The organism is Sphingobacterium arenae (genome assembly GCF_014692505.1).
Lineage (GTDB): Bacteria > Bacteroidota > Bacteroidia > Sphingobacteriales > Sphingobacteriaceae > Sphingobacterium > Sphingobacterium arenae.
Map to the genome: position 1 here is coordinate 94,222 of NZ_JACNYK010000008.1, position 15,176 is coordinate 109,397.

The 15,176-nt window shown below is 41.5% G+C and carries 16 protein-coding genes and 1 rRNA gene; 13 read left to right on the forward strand and 4 right to left on the reverse strand.

Features of this window, described 5'->3' with window-relative positions:
• Nucleotides 1–19 precede the first annotated feature (19 nt).
• The 9 genes from H8B17_RS19700 to H8B17_RS19740 all read left to right on the forward strand — a co-directional run bounded on the left by H8B17_RS19700 (nucleotide 20) and on the right by H8B17_RS19740 (nucleotide 9,364).
• Complete coding sequence (locus tag H8B17_RS19700; protein WP_190310952.1) at nucleotides 20–673, forward strand: phosphatidylserine decarboxylase family protein; 654 nt, start codon at nucleotides 20–22, stop codon at nucleotides 671–673.
• Nucleotides 670–1,704: a sensor histidine kinase gene (locus tag H8B17_RS19705; RefSeq protein WP_190310953.1), complete on the forward strand. Its 1,035-nt coding sequence runs from the start codon at nucleotides 670–672 to the stop codon at nucleotides 1,702–1,704. Before H8B17_RS19700 ends, H8B17_RS19705 begins: the two co-directional genes overlap by 4 nt.
• A gap of 71 nt (nucleotides 1,705–1,775) precedes the next feature.
• Complete coding sequence (locus tag H8B17_RS19710; RefSeq protein ID WP_190310954.1) at nucleotides 1,776–2,423, forward strand: DUF47 domain-containing protein; 648 nt, start codon at nucleotides 1,776–1,778, stop codon at nucleotides 2,421–2,423.
• 33 nt (nucleotides 2,424–2,456) lie between these two features.
• A complete protein-coding gene (locus H8B17_RS19715) occupies nucleotides 2,457–3,467 on the forward strand; it encodes an inorganic phosphate transporter (protein WP_190310972.1) in 1,011 nt (336 codons plus the stop codon).
• Between the two features lie 246 nt (nucleotides 3,468–3,713).
• The gene (locus H8B17_RS19720; protein WP_190310955.1) at nucleotides 3,714–5,099 is read left to right on the forward strand and encodes an OmpA family protein; all 1,386 of its coding nucleotides are present in this window, start codon (nucleotides 3,714–3,716) and stop codon (nucleotides 5,097–5,099) included.
• Between the two features lie 197 nt (nucleotides 5,100–5,296).
• Nucleotides 5,297–6,706, forward strand: a complete 1,410-nt coding sequence (locus H8B17_RS19725) for a tetratricopeptide repeat protein (protein WP_190310956.1) — start codon at nucleotides 5,297–5,299, stop codon at nucleotides 6,704–6,706.
• Nucleotides 6,703–7,452: a shikimate dehydrogenase family protein gene (locus H8B17_RS19730; RefSeq protein WP_190310957.1), complete on the forward strand. Its 750-nt coding sequence runs from the start codon at nucleotides 6,703–6,705 to the stop codon at nucleotides 7,450–7,452. Before H8B17_RS19725 ends, H8B17_RS19730 begins: the two co-directional genes overlap by 4 nt.
• Nucleotides 7,453–7,476: 24 nt before the next feature.
• On the forward strand, nucleotides 7,477–8,118 hold the full coding sequence (locus H8B17_RS19735; RefSeq protein ID WP_190310958.1) for an MBL fold metallo-hydrolase: 642 nt from the start codon (nucleotides 7,477–7,479) through the stop codon (nucleotides 8,116–8,118).
• Nucleotides 8,119–8,122: 4 nt separating this feature from the next.
• On the forward strand, nucleotides 8,123–9,364 hold the full coding sequence (locus tag H8B17_RS19740) for an FtsX-like permease family protein (RefSeq protein ID WP_190310959.1): 1,242 nt from the start codon (nucleotides 8,123–8,125) through the stop codon (nucleotides 9,362–9,364).
• A gap of 1 nt (nucleotide 9,365) precedes the next feature.
• Here H8B17_RS19740 and H8B17_RS19745 read toward each other — a convergent pair whose 3' ends face one another.
• Together H8B17_RS19745 and H8B17_RS19750 are read right to left on the reverse strand one after the other, a co-directional pair.
• Nucleotides 9,366–10,019, reverse strand: a complete 654-nt coding sequence (locus H8B17_RS19745) for a peptidase associated/transthyretin-like domain-containing protein (protein WP_190310960.1) — start codon at nucleotides 10,017–10,019, stop codon at nucleotides 9,366–9,368.
• A 61-nt stretch (nucleotides 10,020–10,080) separates the two neighbouring features.
• On the reverse strand, nucleotides 10,081–10,350 hold the full coding sequence (locus H8B17_RS19750) for a NifU family protein (protein WP_190310961.1): 270 nt from the start codon (nucleotides 10,348–10,350) through the stop codon (nucleotides 10,081–10,083).
• Between the two features lie 229 nt (nucleotides 10,351–10,579).
• On the opposite strand from H8B17_RS19750, the gene H8B17_RS19755 reads away from it, so the two are divergent.
• The 3 genes from H8B17_RS19755 (at nucleotide 10,580) to coaBC (ending at nucleotide 13,144) form a co-directional block, all read left to right on the forward strand.
• Nucleotides 10,580–11,503, forward strand: a complete 924-nt coding sequence (locus tag H8B17_RS19755) for an outer membrane protein assembly factor BamD (RefSeq protein ID WP_190310962.1) — start codon at nucleotides 10,580–10,582, stop codon at nucleotides 11,501–11,503.
• A gap of 88 nt (nucleotides 11,504–11,591) precedes the next feature.
• Nucleotides 11,592–11,921 carry a DNA-directed RNA polymerase subunit omega gene (locus tag H8B17_RS19760; protein WP_190310963.1) on the forward strand — a complete coding sequence of 110 codons (330 nt, stop codon included), beginning with the start codon at nucleotides 11,592–11,594 and terminating at the stop codon, nucleotides 11,919–11,921.
• Nucleotides 11,922–11,932: 11 nt separating this feature from the next.
• Nucleotides 11,933–13,144 carry a bifunctional phosphopantothenoylcysteine decarboxylase/phosphopantothenate--cysteine ligase CoaBC gene (coaBC, locus tag H8B17_RS19765; protein ID WP_190310964.1) on the forward strand — a complete coding sequence of 404 codons (1,212 nt, stop codon included), beginning with the start codon at nucleotides 11,933–11,935 and terminating at the stop codon, nucleotides 13,142–13,144.
• Here coaBC and H8B17_RS19770 read toward each other — a convergent pair.
• Entirely contained in the window at nucleotides 13,131–14,498 is a 1,368-nt protein-coding gene (locus tag H8B17_RS19770; protein ID WP_190310965.1) for a methyltransferase RsmF C-terminal domain-like protein, read from the reverse strand. The two genes, coaBC and H8B17_RS19770, sit on opposite strands and share 14 nt — an antisense overlap.
• A 166-nt stretch (nucleotides 14,499–14,664) precedes the next feature.
• Between H8B17_RS19770 and H8B17_RS19775 the strand changes: the two genes are divergently transcribed.
• A complete protein-coding gene (locus H8B17_RS19775; protein ID WP_190310966.1) occupies nucleotides 14,665–15,048 on the forward strand; it encodes an SRPBCC domain-containing protein in 384 nt (127 codons plus the stop codon).
• A 45-nt stretch (nucleotides 15,049–15,093) separates the two neighbouring features.
• On the opposite strand, the gene rrf is transcribed toward H8B17_RS19775, so the two are convergent.
• A 5S ribosomal RNA gene (rrf, locus tag H8B17_RS20930) occupies nucleotides 15,094–15,176 on the reverse strand; the annotation flags it as partial.

Consider the following 15,176-nt stretch of genomic DNA (forward strand, 5'->3'; position numbering starts at 1 on the left):
AAAGTTTACCCAATACGAGATGAGATTCCATAAAGAAGGATATACGAGTTTGGCAATCGTGATACTGTTTGTTTTCGTCGTCAATGCACTGGCGGATTATTATGATGCATCTGTTTACTTCAAATGGTTTTTATACGCCCTTTCGGCATTCCTATTGATTGCCATTCTCCAATTTTTTCGAAGCCCGATCAAACGGGTTACGCCAGACGAGCAAATCGTTCTTTGCCCAGCAGATGGAAAAGTGGTGGTTATTGAAGAAACCGAGGAAACGGAGTACTTTAAGGATAGGCGGATACAGGTATCTATTTTTATGTCGCCTATCAATGTGCACGTCAACCGCAACCCAATCAGCGGAATCGTATCTTATTTTAAGTACCATCCGGGGAAATTTTTGGTGGCCTGGCATCCAAAATCGTCAACAGACAATGAAAGAACAACCCTTGTTGTAAAAAACCGCTCGAATGTAGAGGTTCTTTTTCGCCAGATTGCCGGGGCGATGGCTCGACGTATCGTTTGGTATGTGAAAGAGCAAGATACTGTAACACAGGGCGCAGAGTTTGGCTTTATCAAATTTGGTTCGCGTGTGGATTTATTTTTGCCTTTAGGCACGGACGTATTGGTGAATATCGGCGACAAGGTCGTGGGCGGAAAGACGGTTATCGCTAAAATATGAATCTGAGTATCTTTACTCTCCTCATATCCAGCAGCATCGGACTCCTCCTAGCTGCCACGGACTATTTTCATCGGGGAAGCCCCTCCATAGCGGCTTTCATTTTTATTGTGACCTCCATTGTTTGCTATTTCGTCTTACTCAATTTATTCGAACGATTCATCTATAAAAGGATTCGGAATGTGTACAAACTTATCCGTAATCTAAAACTAGATAAAGGTCTTAAGGATGCCTTGGGTGAACAGATAACGGACGATCCTATCCGTGATGCGGAAAGAGAAGTACACGATTGGGCCAAGCAACGGATATCGGAATTGGACAAGCTAAGAGAACAGGCCAAATTTCGCAAAGAATTTCTTTCCAACATTTCACATGAGTTTAAAACGCCCTTATTCGCGACACAGGGTTATGTAGAAACGTTGCAGGATGGGTTAATTGACGACAATCCGGACATGGCGAAAAACTTTTTGGAAAAGGCGGCACGTAACCTAGATCGTCTGAGTTATTTGATCCAAGATCTGGACGAAATATCAAAATTGGAGATGGGCATTATTTCCCTCACATTAGAAAATTTTGATATCGTTACATTGATTAAGGAATGTATAGAAGATTTGGAAGGAAAGGCCGAGCAGCATGAGATCCGCATTCGATATACGGGTAAACTACACCATCCCATCCACGTTAACGGAGACCGGAAGCGCATTCAGCAGGTTCTCATCAATTTACTGGACAATTCGATTAAATATGGTAAAAGAGGGGGAACAACCACTATTTCGATTTTTTCGCTCTTCGAACAAGTGCTGATTGAAGTAACGGACAATGGGGTGGGAATCGATGAAAAGAACCTCCCCCGGGTGTTTGAACGTTTTTTTCGGACGGATGCAAGCCGGTCGCGTGAGGTGGGTGGCTCGGGAATAGGTTTAGCCATTGTCAAGCATATTATAGAGGCGCATGAACAAAATGTTAATGTACGGAGCACAGAAGGTATTGGCACGACTTTCGGATTTACACTGGAACAACCCAAGCACAGTTAATAAACGATAAACTTTTTAAACTTAACATTAACTTAACATTTCATTCATAATTTTGCATAAATTCAAACACTATGTCTTTAAATAGCATTTTTCAGTATTTCGTTCCAAAGGATAAGAAGTTTTTTCCTTTGTTTGAACAAGCCGGCGCAAACCTTATCGAAATGGCAAAGGCACTACAAGAATCTGTTTACACCACTGATTTAACTAAACGCGCTGCACTGAACAAAAAAATCGAAGACCTTGAGCATAAGGGGGACGATATTACCCATCAAATCCATCTAGAATTAGGCAAAAATTTCATCACACCGTTTGATCGTGAAGATATACACTCACTAGCCAGCTCGTTGGATGATGTGGCCGATTTTATACAGGGGGCATCTAATCGGATGGAATTGTATAAAGTGGAAACACCTAGTCAGGCAATGAAAGAAATTGCAGACTTGATCCTGGAAGCGACTGACCACGTTGCAAAAGCGCTTAATGAGCTTAGAGATCTTAAAAACATTCGCAACATCACGGATTCTTGCGTACGCATTAATAGCGTAGAAAATAAGGCAGATTATATCTTCGATAGGGCTGTTAGCGAACTTTTTGAGTACGAAAAGGATGCGATTACATTGATTAAAACAAAAGAGGTGCTTTCTGCTATGGAAGACGCAACGGACAAATGTGAAGACGTAGCAAACGTATTAGAAAGTATATTAGTTAAAAATGCCTAATATTTGGGCATGAAGAAAGCATAACATATTATGATGATTTCCACCTTATTGATCGTCGTGGTCATTCTGGCTATTGCATTCGACTATATCAATGGTTTCCATGATGCAGCCAACTCCATTGCAACGGTTGTATCAACTAAAGTATTAACCCCTTTTATGGCTGTTCTATGGGCAGCTATCTGGAATTTTGCCGCATATTTCTATTTCACGGATCATAAAGTAGCCAATACCATTGCGAAAACAGTCCTCGAAGAATATATTACATTAGAAGTTATATTTGCAGGACTGGTAGCGGCTATTTCCTGGAATCTTTTTACTTGGTATTACGGTATTCCTTCTAGTTCATCACACACCTTGATCGGTGGGTTTGCTGGCTCTGGAATGGCTTATGCTTGGTTCTTAGGGGGCAATCCTGTTACGGCTGTTAACCAGGCGGCCATTTTAAAAATAGCCTCGTTTATTGTACTGGCCCCCGTAATAGGTATGATTATTTCCGTCATCATTACGCTGATCATCATGAATATCGCCAAGAAAGCCCGGCCTTCGACCGCAGAAAAGTGGTTTAAAGTAGGACAGTTGATATCATCGGCAGGGTTAAGTTTCGCGCACGGCGGAAATGACGCCCAAAAGGTCATGGGGATTATCGCCACGGCTTTGATCGCGGAGCAGGTTATCCCGGATTTCGAAGCTATGCCGGCTTGGGTACCACTTTCCTGTTATGCTGCAATTGCCGCGGGAACAATGAGTGGGGGCTGGAAAATCGTAAAAACAATGGGAACGAAGATTACCAAAGTAACGCCACTGGAAGGTGTTGCTGCGGAAACGGCGGGTGCAGCTACACTAGGTATCACGGAACATTTCGGGATTCCGGTATCTACTACGCATACGATTACGGGTTCTATTATCGGCGTTGGCGTAGTGAAACGGGTATCCGCGGTACGCTGGGGAGTCACGATTAGTCTATTATGGGCATGGATATTGACCATTCCGGTAAGTGCAATATTAGGCGGGATAACCCTTGCTATTATCCATTTTATCCTATAGCGCGTAAGGTTTTAACTACAAAATGTAACCTTTTATTGATAATCGGATAAAAAAAATAGAAAAGTTTGGGTATTCTAAATAATATCTATACTTTTACGCGAGCAAATTCGTTGTAGAACGGCAAATTTGCACGGCAAACATAAAATTTTAACACAGTCGATTTTTTGGCATCGTTCTTGTTAATGTTATGTTAAATTTAAAAAAGGGAAACAATTTAAAATTTTTAATAACCTTAAAAACAAGAGTATGAACTATTCTACAATTAAAAAAACAGCTGTTGCAGCGTCTTTAGTAGCCGCATTAGGCTTTGCTGAGCACGCACAAGCGCAAACTCCAACTGTATTTGGTGGAAGATCACAATACAGAACCTGGTCTATCGGTGTACAAGGTGGTATTACTACACCTAATGTACTTGTTGGTGGATCTAACGCGTTCGGTCAGAAAGTGGGTTATTTCCAAAACAAAGTTGGTGAATACTACGGTTTAACTGTACGTAAACAATTCTCTAACTTATTCGGTTTGGAATTAGAAGGTAACCGTGGTAAAATTAAAACATACAACCACAACCTTTCTGGTCCTGCTATTGAAAACTCTCGTGGTGCACAGTCTGCACAAACGGACGTTAACTGGGCAGCTAGTTTGAACGGTGTTTTCCAATTAGGAACAATTGACTTCTTAAGAAGAGAAAATGCAGTTAACTTCTACGCGAAAGTAGGTTTGGGTGTTATGGCACATAACCCAGTACAATTTGCTAACAACGATTTTGGTGGTGGTGAAGTGTACAACAACGAAGGAAAATGGGGTGAGGAAATCTTTGGAGATCGTGAGAAAGCTGGTGATAGAGACAACCGTTTAACTGGTTTTGTTCCGGTTGGTTTAGGTGTTAAATTCAAATTATCTGAAGTTGTTGCCTTGAACTTAGGTTACACGATGAACTTCACTGACGACAATTTGTTATACGGTCCTGCTAGAACAGACTACAAAGGTAAATTTGCTAATGTTTACGGTGGTTTAGAATTCACGCTAGGTTCACGTGACAAAGAGAACTTGACTTTCACAAACCCTGTTGCTACATTGTACGACGAGTTGAAAGATCCTTCTTTGCGTAACGAAGTGGAAGCTTTGAAACAACGTGTATCTACATTGGAAGGTACTGTTGATCAATTGAGCAAAGACTCTGATGGTGACGGTGTATCTGATAAATTCGACAAATGTCCTGACACACCTGCTGGTACTCCAGTTGATGGTTCAGGTTGTCCTATCAAATTCCCTGAGCCTGTAGTTCAGAACAATGCTACACAAGGTGACTACTACGCTCCTATTCAATTTGAGTTTGATAGCTCTGTATTGAAAACGGAATCTTATTCAACTTTAGATAAGTTGGCAAAAGAAGTACGTGATAACAACTCTTCTGTAAACCTTGATGGTTACGCTTCTGCTGAAGGTACTGAAGCTTACAACATGAACTTATCTAATGACCGTGCGAACGCAGTTAAACAATACCTAGTTAACGCTGGTGTATCTGCTTCAAGTGTTACAGCAACTGGTTACGGTGAAGACAACCCTGTTGCTTCTAACTCAACTGAAGAAGGTCGTATTCAGAACCGTCGTGTTGAAATCAAAGTAAAATAAGTATTTCTTTCTTTTAACAAAGAAATATCAATAATGAAAGCCGATCCTTATACAGGGTCGGCTTTCCTGTTTATTATCAATAATTTACGCTATCTTTGCAGTGCTGTATGTGAAAATGTGGAAAATAAAATCATTAGTTATCACATTTTCTTCATAAATTTCTTCTACGGTACTTATTAGAAAACGAAAGGAGTGATATGGAAGAAGATTTCGAATTTGGCTCGCCCGAAGAACAAAAGTTATCTGTAGATCGATATGAGGAGATGCTCCGCAATGAAGATCAATATTTCTTTGATGCGAAGGCTTTTGAAAGTATCATAGAGTACTACACCGATAAAGAAGATCCTGTTAAGGCTCTCCAAGTGGCAGAATATGCCAAAAATCAGCATCCTTATGAATCTGCATTCCTACTTAAGAAAGCGCAGCTTTATGTGCGGACAGGGCAATTGGACAAGGCTTCAGAAGAGTTGGACAAAGCGACAATCCTGGAACCTAATAGTGGAGAGGCGTTTCTTTTAAAAGGAAATATCGCCTTATTGCAGGGCGATGTGGATGAGGGCGAACAGCTTTTTCTATATGCTATTGAATTGGGAGAGGATTCTGCTGAGGCTTATTTTCAGATCGCAGAACTATACCAGATCAAGGGGGACTATGAAAAAGCTATCGTTTACCTAAAGAAATCGCTGGAGGCGAACATGGAAAACGACGATGCGCTCCATGCATTGGCGTTCTGCTATGAAATTGTTGATAGACCGGAGGAGTGTGTGGCCTTCTATAAATCGTATATTGATGCCGATCCGTACGCTTATGCAGCCTGGTTCAACCTAGGCTTGGTATATGAAAGACTGGATAACCTTGAAGATGCCATCGATGCGTATGATTATGCTATTCTAATCAACGAAACCTTTGTTCCTGCGTATTTTAATAAGGGAAATGTGTTGGTCAACATACAGAAATATACAGATGCCATCGGTGTTTATAAACAGACTTTTGAATACGAGCGTCCTACGGCGGATGTCTATTGTGCTATAGGCGAATGTTATGAGAAGCTTGAGCAAATGGATGAAGCGCGCGAAAATTATAAAAAGGCGGTTAAACTTGATCCGCTTTTGGCGGATGCATGGTTTGGAATCGGCGTGACGCTGGATTTTGATGATCGATATTTTGAGTCGCTTCATTTTTACAAAAAGGCGTTGGAATTGGAAGATAGCAATCCGGATTACTGGTTTGCCATTGCCGATGCCCGCTATAAATTAAAGCAATTCGAAGAGTCCGAATTTGCGTATAATAAAGTGGTACAGCTTAGTCCCACGGACGTGGAGGCGTGGCTAGACTTTTCTTCTATTTATTTTGAACAAGGTAAATATGATGAGGCAGTCGACGTCATCGCTGATGCGATCAAGAAAAACCCGGATGCGTCAGAACTCTATTACAGGTTGGTCGCGTATCTGTTCGCGCAGGGGAAATACAATGAGGCTTTAAACTTTCTGGAACTAGGATTAGCGACGAATCCGGATAAATTTCACATTTTGTTCGATTATCTTCCGCAATTACAGGGAAATAAGATTATTGTCGATATCATCAACAAGTATAAAAATAACTCATGAAGAAACTCGGATTAATTGGCTATCCTCTTGGGCATTCGTTTTCAAAAAAATTCTATCTGGAAAAGTTTGCGCGCGAAAATATTACCGACTTTCACTATGACCTCTATCCTGTGGAAGATATTTCTTCCTTCCCACAGCTATTTGAACGTGACCTGGCTTTCTATGGTTTCAACGTAACGATTCCGCATAAACGGAATGTGATGCGTTTTCTAAATGAGTTTTCGCCGGAGGCAGCGGAGATCAATGCTGTTAATTGTGTACAGATACGTTGGCAGGGAGGGAAACCTTATCTCAAGGGATTTAATACTGATGCTTTCGGTTTTGAACAGTCGTTACGACCACTTTTACAACGCCAGCATACAAGTGCGTTGATCTTTGGGAATGGGGGGGCCGCACAAGCGGTGCTTTTCGTATTGAATAAACTGGGTATCCCCTTCAAGACGGTTAGCCGAAATAAGAGCAATGGTGATCTTACCTATAGCGAGCTGACGGAAAACATAATCGCTTCGCATAAGTTACTCATCAACTGTTCTCCGGTAGGTACATTCCCCCATATCGAAGATGCTCCCGACATACCATACGAGGGGATCGGTTCGGAACATCTACTATACGATTTGATCTATAATCCGGAAGAAACGGCTTTCTTACAAAAAGGCAAAAAGCAGGGAGCCACTATAAAAAATGGTCTAGAGATGCTTATTCTTCAGGCTGAAAAAAACTGGGAGATCTGGAATCAAGAAGACTAGCGATTAATATCTATTTTTGTTGGTATGTTACATGTCCATTCTTTTATATTTAATGCTTTTCAGGAAAACACGTATATTGTATACGATGATGGTGGCTTATGCGCCATTTTTGATCCAGGTATGTCCAACCATGCAGAAGAGACAACACTGGTTTCCTATATAGAGCAAAATAGGTTAAAACCCATCGCGCTATACAATACGCATTGTCATATAGATCATGTATTAGGAAATCGTTTTATTTATGAGACTTATGGATTAGTTCCTCAGTTTCATGAAGGGGAGGTTCCTGTTCTCGTGGCGGTACAAAACATGGCTCCTATGTATGGATTTCGGTATGAAACCTCGCCGATTCCGGAAACTTTCTTAGAAGAGGGAGAAACCATCACCATTGGCACACAAAGTCTTCGTCTCTTGTTTCTTCCTGGCCATTCGCCGGCACATTTGTGTTTCTATGCTGCAGAGGAGGGTTTCGTGATCGGTGGAGACGTGCTTTTTCGAAACAGTATAGGGCGGACTGATTTGCCCGGGGGTGACCACCAACAGCTACTTCATAATATCCGACAGAAAATGTATACGTTGCCCGATGAAACCGTGGTTTACCCTGGCCATGGCCCTTCGACGACCATAGGATTTGAAAAACAAACGAACCCATTTGTTCGGGAATAAAAAAATGAAGCTATCTCTCTTTTTTGCGAAACGGTATTTATTCTCTAAAAAGTCTGTTAACGCGATCAATATTATATCGGCCATTAGCGTCATCGGGGTGCTGGTGAGCAGTGCGGCATTGGTCATCGTCCTATCGTTTTACAATGGCATGGAGAACCTCATCTTATCGCTATACAGCACATTTGCACCTGAGCTTCGGATAGAACCCGCGGCGGGTAAGGTGTTCGACGCAACACAGCCGGTTTTTGGTGACTTGCGCAAAAACCAGGAGGTACAGAGTTATTCGGAGATATTAGAAGACAAAGTGCTCGTTCAGTACGATAATCAGCAATTTGTGGCACAAATCAAGGGCATAGAGCCGCAGAGCCTTCTTAAAGTCGATCATCGAGGCATGTTATATGCGGGGAGTTTAGACATCGCCCGAGATAGCATACCCCGGGCATTACTTGGCGCACAAATACAAACGAATCTCCGGGTCGCTATTGATGGAGATGAAAACCATATTCATCTTTTTTCTCCACGAAAGGGTGCCTCGGGAACAAGCATTAATCCTATGGATGATATAAACGTCCGTCAGCTTGCTCCTGTCGGCGTGCTTCATTATGAACCGGGATTCAATGATCTGATTATTACCCCCCTTGCGTTCGCCAAAGATCTCCTTAACGAGCACGAATATGTTTCCGCTGTTGAGATTTATACAAAAGATTCCAGTAGAGTAGCCCACTTTCAAAAAGAAATACAGCGAAGCCTCGGCAAGGACTTTATTGTCAAAAATCGGGAGCAACAAAATCCGCTATTATATAAAACTGTGCGTTCCGAAAAATGGATTGTCTTTTTTATTCTGACCGTGATTGGCATTATCGCTATATTTAATATTATTGGTTCGTTAACGATGCTGGTTATTGACAAGAAACAGGATATGACCATATTGGCCAGCCTCGGGGCAGATAAATCCCTCATTCAACGGATATTTTTTCTCGAGGGGGTAATGATTGCTTTTATCGGGGGATTGATAGGGATTGGTGTCGGATTTATATTCTGTTTGCTACAAGACAAGTTTGGCATTATCCGTACGGGTGAAGGGGTGAGCCCAATATTGGATATCTACCCGGTCGACATACGTGTAATGGATTTCGTATTGGTGTTTGCTACAGTGATGGTCGTGGCCTTGCTGGTGTCTTTTATATCGTCCCGGCTAAGTGTACGGGAATTGGAAAGGGATGCCGGTCTCCGACCGCTTGATTAATTTAATATTCTAGACGCTTTCTACTATAGTCGCCTTTAACAATAGAATTTATAAAAGAACCCCATGCAAACGGACTAAACAATGGATTGGCAAAACGTTGATTTACGGCTTTATTGGACATATTGATATGGCGCTGCAAGGAGTTAAATGTTTGAATTTCTTCCGCGCTTCTTGGTACGACCTGTGACAATGCGGCCAGGGCATCTGGCGAAAGACTATTTCGGATGCGGGATATATTGTCGTCGCTGACATCCAACGCCATAAATGCCATGTTAAATTCTTCTATACTTGCCCAAGGAAAAGGCATAACAGCAGGCAGCTCAATGACCAAGCTTTTCATATTGATTTTCGCGGTAAACTTATCGGAAGCTGTTTCGGGTATAACGAAATCCACAGGTTCGAATCCAACGGAAGTAAATCGAATGGTATCACCTACGTGCGCAACGAAAGAAAAAAAACCTTCATTATTAGCGGCGTGTACCTGATTGTTATAACTGGCATTTGTTACTGTAACAAAAGGCACAGGAAGCCCACCCCCCACCGAACTGATCAGTCCGCTGAATTGTATGATTTTCCGTTCTTGCGCTAATGCCTTCGTCCACGAAAGCGAAAGAAAGAACATCAATATAAGTACAGAATAAAATCTTCCCGCCATGTTTCAAATTTATACAATCTTCGTCCACGAAGGCTGTTAATTTTTGTTAACCACCTAATTTTTACATTGGACTAATGGCATTGGGATCGTTCATGTCGGTCAAATTTATCGCTTCGACGCTTGTAATTTCTGGAACGGATTTCTTTATCGCTTGTTCCAAACCCGCCTTGAAGGTCATGATACTCATGGAACAACTTGCACAAGTTCCCAACAGCTTCAATTTAACGACATTGTCTGGAGTGATTTCTTCTACAACGACGTTCCCGCCATCCGTTTCCAAATAAGGACGGATGGTATCCAATGCCTGTTCTACGCGCTCTTGTAATGTCATTTCTGTTCTTAACCCCTTTTGTTTATGTTGTAAAGATAGGCAATTTATTAAAATTATCGTGTTTATCAACAATAATCCGTAAGAATTCAACATTTCATTGACAGTCTGCGAAAATGCGGTTAAAGAATGTTAAACACCTTTGTCTAAGTAGGTTTAGCTATAAAATTGGATTATATTGCGTCCCTAAAATTTAATTGAATCTTATCTGAATTTGACGTATCTTTGTGAAATGTTTTTAAATAGACGTATTTTTTCCTTATGGGCAGGCTTGTTGCTGATCGTACTAGCTGTCGGTTGCAAAAGCAAGTTTGAAAAGCTTCGCGCCAGCAACAACATTGCTATGAAATACCAAGAAGCTGTCAAGCTCTATGAAAAGAAAAAGTATAGTAAAGCTATTATTCTTTTCGAAGACTTACAAAATAAGTACCGTGGGCAAGCAGAGGCTGAGGACCTCTATTATTACACGGCTTATACCGCCTATCGTTTAAGAGATTACACCTCGGCTAGGTATCATTTCAAGAATTTCTCGACGACGTACCCTAACAGCGCTCGTGCAGAAGAGTGCCGCTTTATGGCAGCTTATTGCTTTTATGTCGATTCTCCTCGCCCGTCTCTTGATCAGGAGAATACACGGAAAGCTATCGATGAGTTGCAGTTATTTATCAATCTGTATCCAGAGGGAGATCGGACAGAAGAAGCGGGGCAGTTGATACAAAACTTACGCGATAAACTGGAACAAAAGGCCTTTGCTAACGCAAAATTATATTATGACATGGGTCAACCAGATGATTATCGTGCGGCCGTAATTGCTTTTGAAAGCATGCTGAGACAATATCCGGATACGCGATATGCCGAAGAAATCGAGTTTTTGATTTTGAAATCACAATATCTGTTTGCACAAAACAGTATGCCCTATAGACAGGAGGCACGGTATAATGAGGCACTTGATTATTACCAATCCTTTGTAGAGAGCTATCCACAGAGTAAATTCAAAAAGGAAGCGGATGATTTACGATCCAACGCCGAAAAGCAAATTGCCTATGTCGTTAGACGTATGGACGAAATTAACAAAATGCGTGAAGAGCATGAGCGTGAATTAGGTATTGCAAAAGAAGAGGCTGCTTTACAAGAGAGCACGTCGGTAGTACAATAACGTTCCTCGATAAAATAGCCGATAATGGCAAAGAGAGAACAAATATATGAGTTTATTTAAGTTTGAAATTTTATAATACATTTTAACAATGAGTCAGCATAAAAACACTTCTATTCCTTCATCAACAATAACACGTGATTTGAGAGAATTAGACAAAGGCACGGAGAACATTTACGAATCTATCGTTGTCATTGCAAAACGGGCCAACCAAATTTCCGTAGATGTGAAAGAAGAATTAAATGGCAAATTGGCAGAATTCGCGACGACTACCGACAATTTAGAGGAGGTATTCGAAAATCGCGAGCAAATCGAGATCTCTAAACATTACGAACGTATGCCTAAGCCTTCTCTCGTGGCGATAGACGAGTTTTTAAACGACAAAGTCTACTTTAGAAATCCTGCCAAAGAGCAAGAATAGCCTGTTTAGGGATGTCATTAAAGGGCAAAAATATAGTAATTGGTGTATGCGGCGGTATTGCCGCATATAAAGTTGCTTCCCTTATCCGCCTTCTGGTTAAAGAAAATGCCAACGTACAGGTTATAATGACACCTGATGCCAGAGAATTTATTACGCCACTAACTTTAGCAACGCTATCTAAACACCCTGTCCTCTCTGATTATATTAACCGGCATACAGAGACTTGGAATAATCATGTAGAATTAGGCCTCCGTGCTGATTTATTACTTATTGCGCCGGCTACCGCCAATACTTTAAGCAAGATGGCCCACGGAACATGTGATAATCTGCTATTAGCTACTTACCTCTCTGCCAAGTGTCCGGTCATGTTCGCTCCGGCAATGGATCTGGACATGTGGCTGCATCCTACTACACAGGGAAACGTTAAACGTCTTCTAAGTTTTGGAAATATCTTGATTGCACCGGGAAATGGTGAGCTCGCAAGCGGTTTAATAGGTGAGGGAAGACTTGCTGAACCTGAAGAAATACAGCAACGGATTCAACAGTTCTTTCACAATTCTTCTCCTCTGAAAGGGAAGAACGTACTTGTAAGTGCTGGCCCAACGCATGAAGCAATTGACCCTGTACGTTTTATAGGAAATCATTCTAGTGGAAAAATGGGTTACGCCATTGCATCCGCTTTACAATCCATGGGTGCGACCGTAACGCTCGTGAGCGGCCCTACCCAACTTCCAACGCCTCCAGAGGTTAATCGCCATGACGTCACGTCAGCACAGGAAATGCTGGAGGCTTGCTCCATCTATTTTGAGAAGTCTGACATCATCGTAATGAGTGCTGCTGTGGCCGACTATACTCCCGTAGAGACCGCGATCCAAAAAATAAAGAAAAGCGACACAAATATTGAAATAACCTTGAAAAAGACGACCGATATTCTGGCAACATTAGGTAAACGAAAAACCGATAAACAGACCTTGGTCGGGTTTGCGCTGGAAACGGAAAACGCACTGCAAAATGCACAAGATAAACTGAAACGCAAGAATTTGGATTATATCGTATTAAACTCTATGCAGGACGAAGGTGCTGGTTTTGCTGGAGATACGAATAAAGTCACCATTATTGATAGATCTGGTGAGATCAAGGAGTTTGGGTTAAAAAGTAAAAAAGAGGTAGCCAATGATATAGCCGCTATTATTAACTTCCATCAAGTGGCTATAAATTCATAATTCGCACTTCTTTGGGATAATAATTATTGATCCTATTCGCCAATACTTTAACCCAGCCCAAATTTATTCCATGATATCGCACCAAACACCAACCGGAATTTACTGCTTCGAAATCTTCTCTCGCTAAACTTCTCTTCCGTAGAAATTGACGTGCTACATCCTCCGTCACTTCCTGCGCAGGCAAGTCGCTTCTTATGTGTATACTACAGGCCAAATCGTGTGATGGTAACAGTTCCGTGCCCGTCCATTTTCCCATATCCGTTCCGGCTTGTTTAATATATAGAACTTGTTGTAACCATCTTAACTCTTCCTCATACCTTTTGGGAAAAATATGGATATGACCACTATGCATAAACGGCACGTGATCCGCCTGCTGATTTGTCCAATCTGCCACTACGCGTAACGGAGCGTCATTTTTTTCTGTCTTTATTTTTTTTTTATTAAATGTTGACTGATCTTCTTTTTTTCTCAATACAGCAATATAAAAACCTTCTCCTTTCACTTTATGCGGATAAAAGCGATATCCGAAAGCCTGGTGCTCGGCTGACCGTGTCTCCTCAATACCCCAATCGGAATCAAAGGTAATCCGAATAGATTCAAAAGAAAATGTGGTCTGTATCCAATCTACTATATCTTCGTTCTCCTCCCTAGAATAGGAACAAGTAGAATATAGGAGGTATCCATCTGTAGCCAGTGCGCTTAAGGATTCTGCAAGAATTCTTTTTTGCCTGTCACTACATAGTTTTACATTGGCCAGCGACCATTCGTCTATTGTTTCTTGGTCTCTACGAAACATTCCAGAACCCGAGCATGGAGCGTCAACCAATAATAAGTCAAAGTACCCCGGTAAGCGCTTAAATGTAGACGGATCATTGTTTGTGACAACGACGTTCGAAACACCCCAATGAACGATATTACCCGTCAGGATGTTTGCTCGCGATTTGATTACCTCGTTGGACACTAATAAGCTTTCGCTTCCTAAGTAACTCGTTAATAAGGTCGACTTACCGCCCGGTGCAGCACAAAGATCTAGTGCCCTTGTAACACTGTTCTCCAGCCCAATTTCCTTTAAGATGTGTGCTATAAACATGGAAGATGCTTCTTGTACATAATAGCATCCGGCGTGGTAAAGCGGATCTAGCGTGAAAACTGGTCGATGTGTAAGATAATAACCTGTATCACACCAAGGAACAGGGCTTGCATTTTCAAATGGTATCGTTGTTTGCTTTAAGGGATTCAAGCGAACGGAGGTAATCTTGTCTCCTTGTTCATGTATAGTATTGAAAGCTTCAGAATCAAACCCTTCTTGTTCATTCAATCTTTTAATAAGTTCATTCGGTAAAAAATTACTCATCGTTTAACCGCTTTTCATATCTAAATAATTATTTCCTGAGTTCACAAGCTCAGTTATCTGCATCAATGTTTGATCATTACCATAACGTAAATATTTCTCTGTAAATTTACCACAATCAGCAAATAATCACAAAACAGATCATTATAGAATAGTTAAATTAATATACATGAAGAATTTCAAAAAGTATTATATCGTCGCTGCGCCTCCCGAGGATGTTTATAGAGCGTTAACAACAGAAATTACGATTCGGCTGTGGACCGGAGATGAGGTGAGGGTGGATCCACGTGAAGGTGGAGAATTTTCTATGTGGGATGGAGCTATTACCGGAAAATTCATACATCTTCATCCTTATAAAAAAATTGTCCAGCAATGGTACTTTGGGGATCAGGAGGAGGATTCTATCGTCACGATAAAACTGCATGAGCATAAAAAAGGCACTTCTTTTGAGTTAGAGCATACCCATATTCCGGATGAAGCTTTTGATGATATTGTAGCAGGCTGGAACGACACCTATATGGCATCGCTTATAGAGTTTTATGAGGAAGACTGACCCATAAAAAAAGCCCCTGCATATGCTGCAGGGGCTCTGTATAAAGATCGGCACCGACCTACTCTCCCACCTGTTACGGCAGTACCATCGGCTCTGGCGGGCTTGACTGCTCTGTTCGGAATGGGAAG

Bases quoted from the DNA above. Each gene is read 5' to 3' on its own strand.
- H8B17_RS19700 (WP_190310952.1), top strand. From the start codon at position 20: ATGAGATTCCATAAAGAAGGATATACGAGTTTGGCAATCGTGATACTG.
- H8B17_RS19705 (WP_190310953.1), top strand. From the start codon at position 670: ATGAATCTGAGTATCTTTACTCTCCTCATATCCAGCAGCATCGGACTC.
- H8B17_RS19710 (WP_190310954.1), top strand. From the start codon at position 1,776: ATGTCTTTAAATAGCATTTTTCAGTATTTCGTTCCAAAGGATAAGAAG.
- H8B17_RS19715 (WP_190310972.1), top strand. From the start codon at position 2,457: ATGATTTCCACCTTATTGATCGTCGTGGTCATTCTGGCTATTGCATTC.
- H8B17_RS19720 (WP_190310955.1), top strand. From the start codon at position 3,714: ATGAACTATTCTACAATTAAAAAAACAGCTGTTGCAGCGTCTTTAGTA.
- H8B17_RS19725 (WP_190310956.1), top strand. From the start codon at position 5,297: ATGGAAGAAGATTTCGAATTTGGCTCGCCCGAAGAACAAAAGTTATCT.
- H8B17_RS19730 (WP_190310957.1), top strand. From the start codon at position 6,703: ATGAAGAAACTCGGATTAATTGGCTATCCTCTTGGGCATTCGTTTTCA.
- H8B17_RS19735 (WP_190310958.1), top strand. From the start codon at position 7,477: ATGTTACATGTCCATTCTTTTATATTTAATGCTTTTCAGGAAAACACG.
- H8B17_RS19740 (WP_190310959.1), top strand. From the start codon at position 8,123: ATGAAGCTATCTCTCTTTTTTGCGAAACGGTATTTATTCTCTAAAAAG.
- H8B17_RS19745 (WP_190310960.1), bottom strand. From the start codon at position 10,019: ATGGCGGGAAGATTTTATTCTGTACTTATATTGATGTTCTTTCTTTCG.
- H8B17_RS19750 (WP_190310961.1), bottom strand. From the start codon at position 10,350: ATGACATTACAAGAGCGCGTAGAACAGGCATTGGATACCATCCGTCCT.
- H8B17_RS19755 (WP_190310962.1), top strand. From the start codon at position 10,580: ATGTTTTTAAATAGACGTATTTTTTCCTTATGGGCAGGCTTGTTGCTG.
- H8B17_RS19760 (WP_190310963.1), top strand. From the start codon at position 11,592: ATGAGTCAGCATAAAAACACTTCTATTCCTTCATCAACAATAACACGT.
- coaBC (WP_190310964.1), top strand. From the start codon at position 11,933: ATGTCATTAAAGGGCAAAAATATAGTAATTGGTGTATGCGGCGGTATT.
- H8B17_RS19770 (WP_190310965.1), bottom strand. From the start codon at position 14,498: ATGAGTAATTTTTTACCGAATGAACTTATTAAAAGATTGAATGAACAA.
- H8B17_RS19775 (WP_190310966.1), top strand. From the start codon at position 14,665: ATGAAGAATTTCAAAAAGTATTATATCGTCGCTGCGCCTCCCGAGGAT.